Source organism: Streptomyces sp. I05A-00742 (assembly GCF_013055795.1).
Taxonomy (GTDB): Bacteria; Actinomycetota; Actinomycetes; order Streptomycetales; family Streptomycetaceae; genus Streptomyces.
This window is the reverse complement of record NZ_JABETO010000030.1, coordinates 1-14002: the sequence shown is the minus strand read 5'-3', so window position 1 is coordinate 14002 and position 14002 is coordinate 1. Positions and strand designations below refer to the sequence as shown.

At 70.2% G+C, this 14002-nt stretch carries 11 protein-coding genes and 2 pseudogenes; 4 read left to right on the top strand and 9 right to left on the bottom strand.

What is annotated here, in order from left to right; all coding sequences use genetic code 11:
- Nucleotides 1-518 precede the first annotated feature (518 nt).
- A complete protein-coding gene (locus HN013_RS23955; protein WP_171169606.1) occupies nt 519-1547 on the top strand; it encodes a hypothetical protein in 1029 nt (342 codons plus the stop codon).
- Between the two features lie 214 nt (nt 1548-1761).
- Here HN013_RS23955 and HN013_RS33220 read toward each other — a convergent pair whose 3' ends face one another.
- Both HN013_RS33220 and HN013_RS33215 read right to left on the bottom strand, forming a co-directional pair.
- Nucleotides 1762-2007: a hypothetical protein gene (locus HN013_RS33220; protein ID WP_249375331.1), complete on the bottom strand. Its 246-nt coding sequence runs from the start codon at nt 2005-2007 to the stop codon at nt 1762-1764.
- Nucleotides 1943-2485 carry a hypothetical protein gene (locus HN013_RS33215; RefSeq protein ID WP_249375329.1) on the bottom strand — a complete coding sequence of 181 codons (543 nt, stop codon included), beginning with the start codon at nt 2483-2485 and terminating at the stop codon, nt 1943-1945. Before HN013_RS33215 ends, HN013_RS33220 begins: the two co-directional genes overlap by 65 nt.
- A gap of 334 nt (nt 2486-2819) precedes the next feature.
- Here HN013_RS33215 and HN013_RS23945 point away from each other — a divergent pair, with 334 nt between their 5' ends.
- Nucleotides 2820-3662, top strand: a complete 843-nt coding sequence (locus HN013_RS23945) for a DUF4231 domain-containing protein (protein ID WP_171169604.1) — start codon at nt 2820-2822, stop codon at nt 3660-3662.
- A 277-nt stretch (nt 3663-3939) separates the two neighbouring features.
- Here the strand turns inward: HN013_RS23945 and HN013_RS23940 are convergent, their stop codons facing one another.
- Entirely contained in the window at nt 3940-4659 is a 720-nt protein-coding gene (locus tag HN013_RS23940) for a hypothetical protein (protein ID WP_171169603.1), read from the bottom strand.
- 922 nt (nt 4660-5581) lie between these two features.
- Here HN013_RS23940 and dhaK point away from each other — a divergent pair.
- Nucleotides 5582-6574 carry a dihydroxyacetone kinase subunit DhaK gene (gene dhaK, locus HN013_RS23935; protein WP_171169601.1) on the top strand — a complete coding sequence of 331 codons (993 nt, stop codon included), beginning with the start codon at nt 5582-5584 and terminating at the stop codon, nt 6572-6574.
- On the opposite strand, the gene HN013_RS23930 is transcribed toward dhaK, so the two are convergent.
- The 5 genes and pseudogenes from HN013_RS23930 to HN013_RS23915 form a co-directional block, all read right to left on the bottom strand.
- A complete protein-coding gene (locus tag HN013_RS23930; RefSeq protein ID WP_398980614.1) occupies nt 6575-7681 on the bottom strand; it encodes an aldehyde dehydrogenase family protein in 1107 nt (368 codons plus the stop codon).
- Nucleotides 7682-7791: 110 nt separating this feature from the next.
- Nucleotides 7792-8085: pseudogene (locus HN013_RS34225) on the bottom strand (aldehyde dehydrogenase family protein); the annotation flags it as partial.
- Nucleotides 8086-8275: 190 nt separating this feature from the next.
- The gene (locus HN013_RS23925; RefSeq protein WP_171169599.1) at nt 8276-9709 is read right to left on the bottom strand and encodes an MFS transporter; all 1434 of its coding nucleotides are present in this window, start codon (nt 9707-9709) and stop codon (nt 8276-8278) included.
- 543 nt (nt 9710-10252) lie between these two features.
- Complete coding sequence (locus HN013_RS23920) at nt 10253-10810, bottom strand: hypothetical protein (RefSeq protein WP_171169597.1); 558 nt, start codon at nt 10808-10810, stop codon at nt 10253-10255.
- Between the two features lie 98 nt (nt 10811-10908).
- Nucleotides 10909-11697, bottom strand: a complete 789-nt coding sequence (locus HN013_RS23915) for a glutamate racemase (protein WP_171169595.1) — start codon at nt 11695-11697, stop codon at nt 10909-10911.
- A 349-nt stretch (nt 11698-12046) separates the two neighbouring features.
- Here HN013_RS23915 and HN013_RS23910 point away from each other — a divergent pair, with 349 nt between their 5' ends.
- Nucleotides 12047-13207, top strand: a complete 1161-nt coding sequence (locus HN013_RS23910) for a glycosyltransferase (RefSeq protein ID WP_212764745.1) — start codon at nt 12047-12049, stop codon at nt 13205-13207.
- Nucleotides 13208-13279: 72 nt separating this feature from the next.
- Here HN013_RS23910 and HN013_RS23905 read toward each other — a convergent pair.
- A pseudogene (locus HN013_RS23905) lies at nt 13280-14002 on the bottom strand (Tellurium resistance); the annotation flags it as partial.

Here is a 14002-nt window from a genome sequence, read left to right as displayed (position 1 = left end):
ACAGCAATTCCCGCAGGCCGACAGGAGCAGCTCACGGCATGCGGCCTGCACCCGGGCCGCAAGGCCGCGGTCGGCGTCGGGAGCGTCGACGTCGTGCCGGCGATGCCGGCGCCGGCAAGGGAACGGATCTCGCCGGCGGCACGGAGGTGGTCTGCCCGGCGGCGGAGCGAGGAGGGCACGGTGAGCCCTTCGGTGCTGCCCGGCCGGCTGGAGGACTACATGGTGCGGATCGAGAACGATCATGAAGGGCGAAGTGGGTGCCCCGCACCCGCTGCCGGCGCCACGGAGCATCCGGGATGTCTCCTGCGCCCGGTCCAGTCCTCCCCGGACCGGTACACCGACGCTACAACTGCGCGGCGCACCCCTCGTCTGCGATACACCCCGTCATCCCTGCCCAGCTGCGAGAAAGAGACTTCACCGGCATGCTCGTCGTGCCTGCAGCGCAGCAGCAGGCACGGGAGTCGGGTGGAGCAGTCGGGCAGCTTGTCGGGGCGGCGTCGTGCGCCGAGGATGGCGGGATGATCGAACGTGACCATGCGCCGAACGCCGGGACGGGACTGCTCGGAGCGAACTTCAGTCGTCGCAGCCGTCTGGAACCGACCGACGACCGGGCCGGGGCCGGGCGGTGGATCGCCATCGACGAGTCCGGCTACCACGGCGATCAGCTGCACGGCGGCGACCGCTCCATGATCCTGGGCTCGGTGGCCATTGATGACGCCGATGCTGCCGCCATCGTGGACACCCTGCGTGTCGAGGCGGGGATCCAGAAGTCCGCGACAGAGCTGAAGTTCCAGAAGATGTTCGCCGACCCGGCTGCGGGCCGGCGCCGTCACCTCCTGGGCGACCTGCTGGCACCCGGTGGTCCGCTCCATGACCGCGCCTCGGTATACGTGATCGACAAGCACTACTTCGTCGCGGCCAAACTTGTCGACCTCCTGCTGGAGGAGCGGTTCAACGCCATGGGCATCGACATCGTCATGAACGGCGTCGCCCGGCAGTTCGCCCTGGACCTGGCCACCGAAGGCCCCCGGGCGATGGGCCGCGACGGCTTCGACCGACTCATTGCCACCGCCGTGGGCTTCTTCTCCAAGAAGAACCGTACGGGCGACCATGTCACCGTCGACGACCTCTTCACCGTCATCCAGCAGTGCCACGCCTACGCCCGCCGCCGTAAAGCCCCGCAGGCGAAGAAGGCGACACGGGTCCTGGAGATACTGCGAGAAACCCGCGCCGAAGCCGAAGCCTTCGCCTGTGAACGTCCGGCCGAGGCCACTCCGACCGGAGAGCACGGACTGCTCGACGACTCCACCGATCCGCTCGTCACCGCCGTGCCGACAGTCATTCTCCACGCCTCGATCCGCTACGGCGGCAAGCTCCAGGTCCTTGCGGACGACCAACGGCTGCTGACCGACGACAAACTCGACGTCCTGGAACGCGGGGCGACAGCCGTGGGCCTGGTGCAAGGATTGATCAAGCAGAGCCACCTTCAGAGCCTGGTCCGCGGCCGCTCGGTGGACCACCCTCCCTCCAGCTTGCCGACCTGGTAGCAGGCGCCGGCCGGGCGGTTGCGCGATGGCACGCCGGCCAGGACGACCCCGCCGGCCAGGACCTCCACCCCATGGTGGCGGCACTCGTGGACCCCGGCGGCCTGCTCATGGACGAGATGCCTGACGATTTCATGCGAGTCGACACCGTTCGCGCGCAACACCGCTGACGCCGCCCGCCGCCGTAGCCCTCGAATCGAGCGGGCGGCGCGAGGCGCTACGAGGGAATGTCCGGCTTGCTCAGGACAGGGTTCCAAGCGAACCACTCGAGGACGTCGGCGCCCAGCTCCCAGGGCGACTCCAGCAGAAGCTGGCCCGCCGTATTGATGTCCGCGGTGACGCGGTCGGGCGCCGGCCCGATGCGCTCCATCAAGTCGCCCCACTTGTGGAGGAACTCCTCATCCTCGCCGCGCAGCCGGCGCAGGGCCGCTTCCACGCAGGTCGGCCACTGTTGGCATGCCATAGTGATCAATATGGGTGCCGATCTGAGGAGCTGCGGCGAAGACGAGGAAGTCCTCCGGCTCCAGCATCTCCTCAAAGTACGCGAACTGGTCGATGCGCTTCGTCACGTGCTTCTGGATCTCTCCGAGGATGCCCCAGCCGAAGTCCGTGAGCGTTCCGCCGCATCTGGGCCACTCGGTGTCGCGGTCCAGGTTCAGACGCTCCAGCCCGTACAGACGGTACTGACGCGTCGATCCCAACACATCGAATGCCTGCCGGGTAAGCCAGGTGTTGCGGGCGAACATCACCCCGTCAGGCATGTCTTTGCGTCGGCTGGTCGGCCGAGCGACATGCGCGTCCTCGACCGGGCCATTACGCCACACAGACAGAACCAGTCCGTGAGCAGCAGCCCAGCGCAGACCGTCATCGACAGCGAAGACCCCCATCTCCCCAAGCTTCTGCCGCCCCCAGACCACGGCTTCCTCAAGCTCCGCCTTCACCGACCGCCCCCCCCCCCGCGTTCCTTGACCCACCGACGAGCCTCCTTCGCGCGGTCTCAGGATGCTGACGCCTCGCGGATCGGCAGATCCTACGTTCTCCCACTGACAACGCGGCCAGCATCACAGCAGGGGCCGTTACGGCGAGCCGACGGAAACGAAGCCACGCAGGGTCCGAGGATCGCGTTGTGGCCAACTGATGCATCTCCACCCCCTGAACAAGGCCGTGGCCCTATCGTGCCGATACGCGGACGAAGACGATCTGCCTGCGGGCTTGCCGCGCTGAAGATCGAGGCCGAGGCGGGATCGGGAAGAGTAAAACGGTAGGGGGAGATGGATGTCGGCTCCGCTGTCGCGAGGGCCAGCCACACGCCTGCGCGAGCATAACGAGCGGGTTCTGCAGTGGCGTCAGCATATTCGGGACGTCCGGTTCAGGCAGCGCCTGATGTACAGCTTCGGTGCGGGTGGCGTGCTCTGCGTCCTTGGCGTCGCTGTCCCCACAGCGCTGACGTGGCGCCGTTTCGACATGGCCCCCATCAACACGGTGCTCATCCTCCTGGGCATCGTATGTGTCATCGGGTTCGTCGGGTCCTCGTGGATAGAAACGATCAGGCACGCAGGCCCGCAGCCCGGGACACCCGGCAACCGGCTCACCCGCGAGGAACTGGAGCTGAATCTCGAAGTCGCAATCGAGAACCGGCTCATCGATGCCCCTCCGCTCGACATCCCGATCCGCAACAGGCAGTTCGCCTACAGCGAGTCCATCCCCGAGGAGCTGGATCAGCTACGCAAGGAGAGCCACCGCTACCGTCGGCGGCACAACTTCTTCCAGCTCTTGATCATCGTCGGTTCGATCGCCAACGCTGGTGCACAAGCGTTCAGCGACACCGCCCAGCCACTCAAATCGATCATCATCGGCCTGACCATGCTGGTCGCCATCTGCGCGGGAATCACCGGGTACTACAAGTTCCGCGAACGCAGCTTCAACCTGCAGCAGACAGCGGACTCGATCGAGGAGCACGCCAACGCCTTCCAACTCGCTCTGCCGCCCTACGACAGTGCAGACCCTGCAGCCAACCTCGCCCTGCTCACCGCCAGAGTAGAAACCCTCAGGGTGGAGCAAAGGCGCCGGGAACAACAACTGGACCAGCCGCCCGAAGCTCGCGAACCGGCCGTCTGATACTCCGTCGAAGCCGCCCGGCAAGGTTTGCCGCATGGCCGAGAGGCCGCAGCCCCGCGAGCAGGTCGTCCGGCTGATCACCAGCGATGAGGACCTTCGGCATGGCCTGCGCCACTGCGGACAGCACAGCCCCGTACATAGCTGAGAGACGGCCAGAGCAAGGCGGACCGGCCGGCCGTTGCCGCCTCGTTCACGTTCGTGGCGGCAACGGCTACAGGCAATCTCTCCCGCCGGCCCCAGGCGGCCCGGCGAGCGGCCGGGGCAACAGCCCCCGGCCTCACTCGCCCCGCTGCTTCAGCGGGATGGGAGAGTCGAAGACGTCGACAACGAACTCCGAGGTTCCGCTGCCCTCGAAGTCGACGTCGTAGCGGCTGTGCAGCAGCGTGTGGATCCGCACCCACCGGCCCCGATCCGTCGCATCCACCGCAACCTGGAGCGCGCCACGCACAGGACTGACACTGCCGGTCATCTGCCTACTCGTCCAGGTCCGTACGAGCTTCGCCCCTTCAGGCAGGGCCCAGGTACGCGGCTCGGCGCTGGCCCGCACGGAAACCTCGTCGTTGAGCAGCCGGATGACCCACCCGACGCCGCCATCGCGCAGCCTCTCATTCGACATGCGGATCCCGAGTCCGATCATGTAGGCACTTTCGAGGTACTCCTCAAGTTCCGCGTCGATCTGCGAGAAGTACACCGCCTCACGGACGACCTCCACCGGCCCGTATTCGGTGAAGGCCCCCATCACCGGTTCGCACCGGTTCCTGAGGTACTGCTGTGCGGCCATACGCACCGGTTTCGGGACACGGTCCAGCACCTTTCCGAGAGCGCTGTCGTCTCGGTCGTACAGGAAGGAGTTGAGCGCGCTGACCAGTTCCCCGGTCAGGTGCAGATCGCCCGCTCCCAGTGTGGTCACTGCCTCCAGCTCGTCTGCAGGACTCCTCACAAGGGCGAACACCCTGCTGCGTCCGGGGCTGGTGTGGGCGATGAACGAATGGGTCATCTCTGTCTCACATCGCATCTCAGGAGCGGTCCCAGCACGCACACGTGCTTGGGCCGCAGAAGAATGAGGGAACCCTGGCATCCGATGTGTCGCACGAGCTACTGGTTCGTCCGCGTGGATCGGAGGTGAGGTGCTGTCGAACCCGGCGCTTCAGCCCGGGATCCGCATGGCTGTCGGCAGCCTACACCTCGTGGTGTCAGCGGCGACAACGGTGCGAGCGTCATCTCCCAGACGCGGGACCTGGGATGCGTCTGCGAACTGGTCGGCCTTGGCCAGTTCGAAGGCGAGGCTGGCGGCGTGCTGGAACGCGGACAGCGTACGATCGCCGCACCCCGTCTCTGACCACAGCCGCCCCACACCCAGCAGCGCGTCGATGAGCCGGCGAGCGGGGCGGACATCCTTGCGGATGATCTGCTTCCACTCGCGCGCTGCCGACGCGCAGACTCGGCGGGCCTGTGCGAGCTGTCCCAGGTTGTACAGCCGCAGCCCCAGGGCCTCGAGGCATTCGGCGTAGGCCGGCTGGCAGCAGCGGGGGCGGCGCCATCTCGTGAAGTGTCGGCGATGTGCGAATCCGCCATCCCCAAGCGCTGACCCGCGCAGCCATCACCTTCGCAGCGACCCTCCCCCTGGCCGCCACACTCACCACAGCAGTCGAGACGGCCTCCACCAGATGGGGCTCGGCTCTTGAGGCACCCGAGTTCCTCGGCGCACCAGCCTCAGTACGCTAAAACCATCACGCTGAGTAGCCCATGACTCAACTGATGGAGCGTCAGTAAAGTCAGCATTAGGTCAGCATCAGTACCGTCACAGACCGTCACCGGCCGTCAGAGCCCGTCAAGATCAACGACTCTCTTCACCACTCCGGCTGACCTGCGGAAATGCAGGTCGGCGACCTAACCGCCTGTTACTGGAGGAGACCCACATGAAAATGCTCATCAACGTCCCCGAATCCGTCGTCCCCGACGCCCTGCGCGGTATGGCCCTCGTCCACCCCGAGCTCTCGGTCGACGTCGAAGGGCGCGTCGTCCGGCGGCGGGACGCGCCCGTGGCGGGGAAGGTGGGGCTGGTGTCGGGGGGTGGGTCGGGGCATGAGCCGTTGCACGGGGGGTTCGTGGGGCCGGGGATGCTGGATGCCGCGTGTCCTGGGGAGGTGTTCACATCTCCGGTGCCGGATCAGATGGTGCGGGCGGCAGCGGCTGTGGACAGTGGGGCGGGGGTGCTGTTCATCGTGAAGAACTACACGGGTGACGTCCTGAACTTCAATATGGCCGCCGAGCTCGCGGAGGACGAGGGGATCCAGGTCGCGAGCGTGCTCGTCAACGACGACGTCGCGGTGACCGACAGCCTGCACACGGCCGGCCGGCGGGGCACGGGTGCCACGCTCTTCGTGGAGAAGATCGCCGGGGCGGCGGCAGAACAGGGCGCACCGCTGGAGCGGGTGGAGTCGATCGCCCGGCGGGTGAACGGAGCGGCGCGGAGCTTCGGGGTGGCGCTTTCGGCCTGTTCGACGCCGAGCAAGGGCGGTCCGACCTTCGACCTTCCGGCCGGGGAGCTGGAGCTCGGGGTGGGCATCCACGGCGAGCCGGGGCGCGAGCGCCGGGCGATGATGACGTCCGGGGAGATCGCGGACTACGCCGTGCACGCGGTGCTGGAGGACCTGCGGCCGGGCGGGCCGGTGCTGGTCCTGGTCAACGGCGCGGGCGGGACGCCGTTGCTGGAGCTGTACGGGTTCGCGGCGGAGGTGCACCGGGTGCTGGCCGAGCGGGGGGTGCCGGTGGCCCGGACGCTGGTGGGGAACTACATCACGTCCCTCGACATGTCCGGTGCCTCGGTGACGCTCTGCCAGGTGGACGACGAGATGCTGCGGCTGTGGGACGCGCCCGTGCGGACGGCCGCCCTGCGCTGGGGCAGCTGATCAGCCGCCGGCGCCCGGTTCCGCTCCGTACCACACGGTGGTGACGTTGCAGAACTCGCGGATGCCGTGCCCGGACAGCTCGCGCCCGTAGCCCGAGCGTTTGACGCCCCCGAAGGGGAAGGCGGGGTGGGAGGCGGTCATGCCGTTGAAGAAGACGCCGCCCGCCTCCAGGTCCCGTACGAAGCGGCGCTGTTCGGCCTCGTCCCGGGTCCAGACGTTGGAACTGAGGCCGAACGGGGTGTCGTTGGCCAGAGCCACCGCCTCGTCGAGGTCCTCGACGCGGTAGACGGTGGCGACGGGGCCGAACGCCTCCTCGCGGTGGATCCGCATCTCGGGGGTGATGTCGGTGAGCACGGTGGGCTCGTAGAACCAGCCGTCGGCCAGCCGTCCCGGCAGGGCCGGACGTCCACCGCCGCAGCGGGCCACCGCGCCCAGCCGGACGGCGTCGTCGACCAGTTCCTCCACGTCGGCGCGGCCCTGCTCGGTGGCGAGGGGGCCGACGTCGACGGTCTCGTCGAGCGGGTCGCCGACGGCCAGCCCGTCCATCCGGGCGGTGAACCGCTCCAGGAACGTCTCGAAGACGTCCGCGTGCACGATAAAGCGTTTGGCGGCGATGCAGGACTGGCCGTTGTTCTGGACCCGGGCCGTCACCGCCGTCCGTACGGCCCGGGCGACATCGGCGGAGGGCATCACCACGTAGGGGTCGCTGCCGCCGAGCTCCAGGACCGTCTTCTTGACCTCGTCGCCCGCGACGGCCGCGACCGAACGGCCCGCCGGTTCGCTGCCGGTGAGGGTGGCGGCGGCGACCCTGGGGTCGCGCAGCACGGATTCGACGGCTCCGGAGCCGATGAGCAGGGTCTGGAAGCAGCCCTCGGGGTATCCGGCCCGGCGGAAGAGGTCCTCCAGGTAGAGGGCGGTCTGCGGCACGTTGGAGGCGTGTTTGAGCAGGCCGACGTTGCCGGCCATGAGGGCGGGGGCGGCGAACCTGACCACCTGCCAGAGCGGGAAGTTCCACGGCATGACGGCGAGGACGGGACCCAGCGGGCGGTAGTGGACGCGGACGGCGGACGCCCCCGAGTCGGCGACCGCNAGAGCGGGAAGTTCCACGGCATGACGGCGAGGACGGGACCCAGCGGGCGGTAGTGGACGCGGACGGCGGACGCCCCCGAGTCGGCGACCGCGGCGTCCGGCGGCCGCTCGTCGGCGAGCAGGGCCTCGGCGTGCTCCGCGTACCAGCGCATGGCCTTGACGCACTTGTCGGCCTCGGCGCGGGCGGCGGCGAGCGGCTTGCCCATCTCGGTGGTCATGGTGCGGGCGATGTCGTCCCGGTCCTCCTCCAGGAGGTCCGCGGCCCGGCGGAGGAGGCGGGAACGCTCGGCGAAGTCCCTGGTGCGGTGGTGGCGGAACGCGGCGGCCGCGGTGGCCACCCGGCGCTCGGTCTCCTCGGGGGACAGGGCCTCGAAGGTCTTGAGGGTCTCGCCGGTCGCGGGGTTCACCGTGGCGATGGGCATGGGCGTCCTTCCTCAGCGGGCCGGAACGGACCTGGCGCGCCCGGCCGGTCCGAACGGGCGCGGTCCTCGACTCGACCTTGCGGTGCCCGGCCCGGCCGCGCAAGACGGCGGGCGGAGCGGCCGGTCGTCAGGGTGCGCGAAACGCCCCGGTGGTCCGTGACCACCGGGGCGTCCTCCCTCGGGCGCGGGGTCAGCGGGGGGGCTGTTCCGTCGCGTCGTCGGTGGCCCGCCCGGGGCCGGGCAACCGGGCCCGTCCCCAGAGGCCCGTCTCCCAGCGGCCGACGCCCTCGGCCGTCGGTCCCGCCGGTCCGGAGGCGGCCTCCGCGGCCACCGCCCCGCTCCGCTCGGGCAGTCCGGACGAGATGATCCTGCCCTCCATCGCGGGAACCTCGGGCTGGTCCGGGAGCAGCCGGGTGCGGTAGAGGGCGGTGACGGCCGCGGCGGAGGACAGTCCGAAGATCAGGCATCCCAGCCAGGGCAGCCACGGGCAGGCGTACTGCTTGCCGACGTCCATGGTCCAGCCGACGACGGCGTTGCCGCCGGCGGCGGTCAGTCCGGCGAAGACGTAGAAGAGGCCGAAGTAGGTGCCCGCCAGCGTCTCGCGGCCGAACCGGGGGATCATCTCCAGCACGGCCGGGTGGGCGACCATGGTGCCGACGTACAGCAGCAGGGATCCGACGAGCATGACCAGCATCCGCGGCACGATCTCGCGCAGGCCCTCGGGCGGGCCGTCGGCGCAGATCAGCAGCGGGGGGACGAAGCCCAGGCCCATGACCACCAGCCCGCCGCCCACCCAGCGGGTGCCGCCGCCGTGGCGTTCCAGGGCGCGGGTGATGGGCATCTGGAAGAGGTTGGCCACGGCTCCGGCCCCGAGGAGGATCCCGGCCGCCCCTTCCCAGCCGGACGCCTGTTTCGCGCCGGCGGGCAGCAGCAGGCAGAGCTGGTTCTCCACGGTGAACATGCCGGTCGTGGCGATGGAGAACAGCAGGAACCGGCGGTTGCCGAAGACCTCCAGCCAGTCGCCCAGGACGGTGCTGCGGTCGGCCGAGGGGGCCGGCCGGTCGGGGATGACCATGGCCTGGGCGACGGTCAGCAGCCCGTAGACGACGGCGGCGGCCACGGCGCAGATCCGGAAGTCGGTCCGGATCAGCACGCTGCCGAGCAGCAGCCCGATGAGTGAGCCGATGGTCGCGTAGACGTTGAGCATCGCGAACGCCTCGGCCTTGCGGTCGCCGGCCTCCAGGGCGACGTAGGCGCGGGCGGACGGGTAGAAGAGGCCGGCGGCCAGCCCGTTGAGCAGGGAGGCGCCGAGGACGACCGGAAGCGTGGTGCCGAACGCGAAGAGGGAGAACCCCAGGGTGCGCAGGGTGCATCCGGCGATGATGACCGCGCGCGGACCGAGCCGGTCGGCGGCGGATCCGCCGAGGAGGAACAGGCCCTGCTGGCCCAGGTTGCGTACGCCCAGCACCAGGCCGACGAGCGCGTCCGACATTCCGAGTTCTTGGCCCAGGTATGCCGCGAGAAAGGGCACCAGGATATAGAACCCAATGTCGATGCCAAACTGATTGATCAATAGCAGTCGCAATGCGAGGGGAAACTCGCGAGTGACCCGAAAAGCTTTCATGCGCGTCCCTGCATTCAGCTCGAACAGGCGAGAATAATCTCCCTGCGCCGAGGTGGGCAGATAGGCCCGGAGGGTTTGACAGTGCGCAATGCGATAGGGACGGCTGCCGTCCTGACCTCGTGCTTCTTCCTGATCAACAGGTGTGATCAGGGGTCGGGGGCACCCCCGCCGTCCGGTTCGTCAGAATGCCCCTCCCCCGGGAAACCCAAAGGGAAAAGCCGCACTTACTGACGTGGGATCGAGCGGTCGATCATATGCTTTTGCGGTGCATCCTCAACGACTCCCGACTGCGCTCGGAAGAATACGCACCCCACACGTTAGCAAAGCAAACGGTTCCCGGATAGAGCGGAAGGCGGGGACTTCAAGTGACAGGGCCGAGGCTTGGCCGAATTTATTTCCGCCTTTTTCTTCGAGCACTGGAACTCGCGTACTGTGAACTGGCCTCCGACGCCCGGGGCATCAGGCGGCGACGGGCCCGGGGAGCCCGCGGACGTCACACGACGGGGGCATTCAGAACCGGGGAGCGGCCGAAGGGGGCCCGTGTCAGACGGATGCCGGGCGTCCGCCGCCGAGGCCGAGACGATCGCGGATCACCCGCACGGCGGCCTCCGCGTCGTCCACGGTGACCGTGAAGGACCGGCCGTCGCCGAGCCGGACCACGAAGCCCTCGCCCCGGCGCACCACGACGGCCGTGCCCTTCTCGGGGCGCCAGCGGTAACCCCAGCCGCCCCACTGGCGGGGGGTGACCCGGGGCGCGAAATCGGCGCCGACCACGAGGGAGAGGGGAATACGGGTCCGGGGCAGCCCGATGTGGCCGCAGCGGATCTCCAGGGTCTCCTTGTCGACCCGCACGGCCACGTGCACAAAGGCGAGCGTGCCGTAGAGCATCAGCAGCCCGGCGGCGACGCAGCCGACGACCGACATCACGAGAGGGATGACGCCCGAGGTCCAGGGGTGGGCCACGGCCAGGTCGATGCCCAGCGCCATGCAGGCGGCGCCCACCGCGGCCAGCAGCCACTGCACGCGGTTGGTGGCACGTCCCGTCCAGACGGCCGGCTCACTGTCGTCGTGACCCTGCGGGGCCTTCGGGTGGTCCCTCATATCAGGCAGCGTACCGAGGTTCCGCTCCGGGGGCAGGGGTCTCCGCGCGGACGGGCCGCGGCGGCGGGGTCCCTCCCGTAGGGCCCCGCCCGGAATTCCTACGGGCGCCCGGCCCCGACCGTCATCAGGGACCGGCCCTCGGGGTAGCTCAGGGAGGCCGCGTCCAGGACCCCTTCCTGCCCTCCGAGCAGCACCGTGAGCCGTCCCGTCGGCTCCGCGTCCGGCGCCGGACCGGCACCGATCCGGCGCAGCGCCTGCGCGGCCACCGCCCCGGCCGAGGCGTGCAGGACGAGCGGCGGCGCGGTGGGGCTCTGGACGGCGGCCCTGATGTGTTCGGCGACCAGCTCGTAGTGGGTGCAGCCGAGGACGACGGCGCGGACGTCGCGCGGGGTGCGCGCCGCCGCCGAGGCGATGGCGGCGTCGACGGCCGCGGTGTCGGCCCACTGCACGGCGTCGGCGAGGCCGGGGCAGGCCACCTCGGTGACCTCGACGCCGGCCGCGAAGTCACGGATGAGCCCGCGCTGGTAGGGACTGCCGGTGGTGGCCGGGGTGGCCCAGATGGCCACCGGGCCGCCGCCCGCCGCGGCGGGCTTGATCGCGGGCACGGTGCCGATCACCGGGAGGCCGGGCTCCAGCTCCGCCCGGATCGCGGCCAGCGCGTGGACGGAGGCCGTGTTGCAGGCGACGATCAGGGCGTCCGGCCGGTGCGCGGCCGCCGCGCGGGCGCAGGCCAGGGCGCGTTCGGTGACGTCCTGCGGGGTGCGGGGGCCCCAGGGCATGCTGCCGGGGTCGGAGGAGAGGACCAGATCGGCGTCGGGCCGCAACCGGTGCACGGTGGCGGCCGCCGCCAGAAGGCCGTTGCCGGAGTCCATGAGCGCGATCTTCACCCGGTCACTTTAATGGATGGCCGGCGCCCGGGACCGCCGGATCCCGGCCTGATGACACGGTCCGTTCGGCTTTGGCCTCCGTTTTCCCCCGGCGGCTTCCCCTCCCCATCCCCGGACAGCTTCGGAGCTTTAGTACTTCGAGGCTTGGGGCTTTGGGGCTTCGGGGCTTGGGGCTTTGGGGCTTTGGGGCTTCGGGGCTTGGGGCTTCGGGGCTTCCGTCTTCCGTCCCCGGGTTTCTCCGGGTTCTGTTCGACGGCACCCGTCCGGCACCCCCCGATCTCCCCCTGATCCATCCGCCGGATCCCCCCGCGCGACCGGCCCGTCCGGCAGACTGCGACAGGTGAACGCGCTGACATGGATCTCCGTCGGTTCCCTGGCCGCGTGGGTGTGGCTGCTGCTGGGCCAGGGCTTCTTCTGGCGCACGGACGTGCGTCTGCCGCGCCGTACGCCACCGGACGCGTGGCCGTCCGTGGCGATCGTGGTGCCCGCCCGGGACGAGGCCGAGGTGCTGCCGGTGAGCCTGCCCTCGCTGCTGGCCCAGGACTACCCGGGGCGGGCGGAGGTGTTCCTCGTCGACGACGGCAGCACGGACGGCACGGGGGCTCTGGCCCGCTCGCTGGCCGAGGAGCACGGCGGGCTGCCGCTGACCGTGGACTCCCCCGGGGAGCCGAGGCCCGGGTGGACGGGCAAGCTGTGGGCGGTCCGGCACGGCATGGCGCTGGCCCGTGCCCGGACGGACTCCGAGTACCTGCTGCTGACCGACGCCGACATCGCGCACGCGCCCGGCAGTCTGCGCGAACTGGTCGCGGCGGCCCGTTCGAACGGGCTGGACCTGGTCTCGCAGATGGCCCGGCTGCGGGTGGCCACCGGGTGGGAACGGCTGATCGTCCCCGCCTTCGTGTACTTCTTCTCCCAGCTCTATCCGTTCCGGTGGGTCAACCGGCCGGGCGGCTGGACGGCCGCGGCGGCCGGCGGCTGCGTCCTGCTGCGCCGGGAGGCTGCGGAGCGGGCCCGGATCCCGGACGCCATCCGCCACGCGGTCATCGACGACGTGACGCTCGCGCGGGCGGTCAAGCGCACGGGCGGCCGGATCTGGCTGGGCCTCGCCGAGCAGGTGGACAGCGTCCGCCCCTATCCCCGCCTGGGGCAGCTGTGGCGGATGGTGTCCCGCAGCGCCTATGCGCAGCTGCTGTACCAACCGCTGCTGCTGGTGGCCACGGTGGCGGGGCTGGCCGCGGTCTACCTCGCGCCGCCGGTGGCCGTGGTGACCGGCGCCCTCACCGGAAGCGCCCTGCCACTGGCCGCCGGGGCGGCGGCGTGGGCGGTGATGACCGGGACGTATTTCCCGATGCTGCGCTACTACCGGCAGCCGCTGTGGCTCGCTCCCCTGCTCCCGTTCACCGCCGTGCTCTACCTGCTGATGACGGTGGACTCGGCGGTCCAGCACTACCGGGGCCGGGGCGCGGCCTGGAAGGGACGGACTTACGCCCGCCCGGAGGCCGCGCCCTGAAGCCGGAATCCGGGAGTGAGGGCCGGGGCAGCTCCGCGCCCGCGCCCCCACACCCTCACTCCCGGCCGGGCGTCACTTCCGCCCGGGTGTCCAGTTCATCCCCCAGCCGTACGCGTGGTCGAGCGTGCGCTGCGGGCTGGTGCCCCGGTCGGGCACCAGGTAGCGGGCCTCGCGCTGGACGACGAGGTCGCCGCCGTTGTTGGTGATGAGGGCGAGGGCGCAGACGTTGGACGGCACGGTGCACTCGTCGAGCGAGAAGTCGATGGGCGCGCCGTGCTGCGGCTGGAGGGTGACCGTGGCGTGGAGGCCCGCGAAGCTGCTGGCCCCCTGGTAGATCGTGACGAAGACGAGGATGCGCCGGAAGTCACGGGTGTGGTCGAGGTTGATGGTGAGGTTCTCACCGGCCGCCGCCGCGCCCGTGCGGTCGTCGCCGTCGAGGTGGATGTAGGGCGGCCGTTGCAGCGAGCCGAAGGAGTTGCCGAGGGCCTGCACCACGCCCTTGGTCCCGTCGTTGAGCTCGAAAAGGCAGCCGAGGTCGAGGTCCAGGTCACCCTGGAGCGCCCGGCTGAGCCGCCGGCCCCAGCCGCCGCCCTTGGCCGGCTCCTGCTGCCGCATCTGCCAGTTGAGGTTGACGCGCAGGGACCCGGAGGTGCCGCCCTGCTTGGTGAGCGAGACGGACGGGGCCTCCTTGGTGAGCGTCACCTTGCTGAGGCTCACGGGCCGCGCCGCCGGGACCGCCTGCGGCGGGGCCGGGGGCGGCGTCGCCGGGGCGGCGGGCGCGGCCGGCGGGCTCAC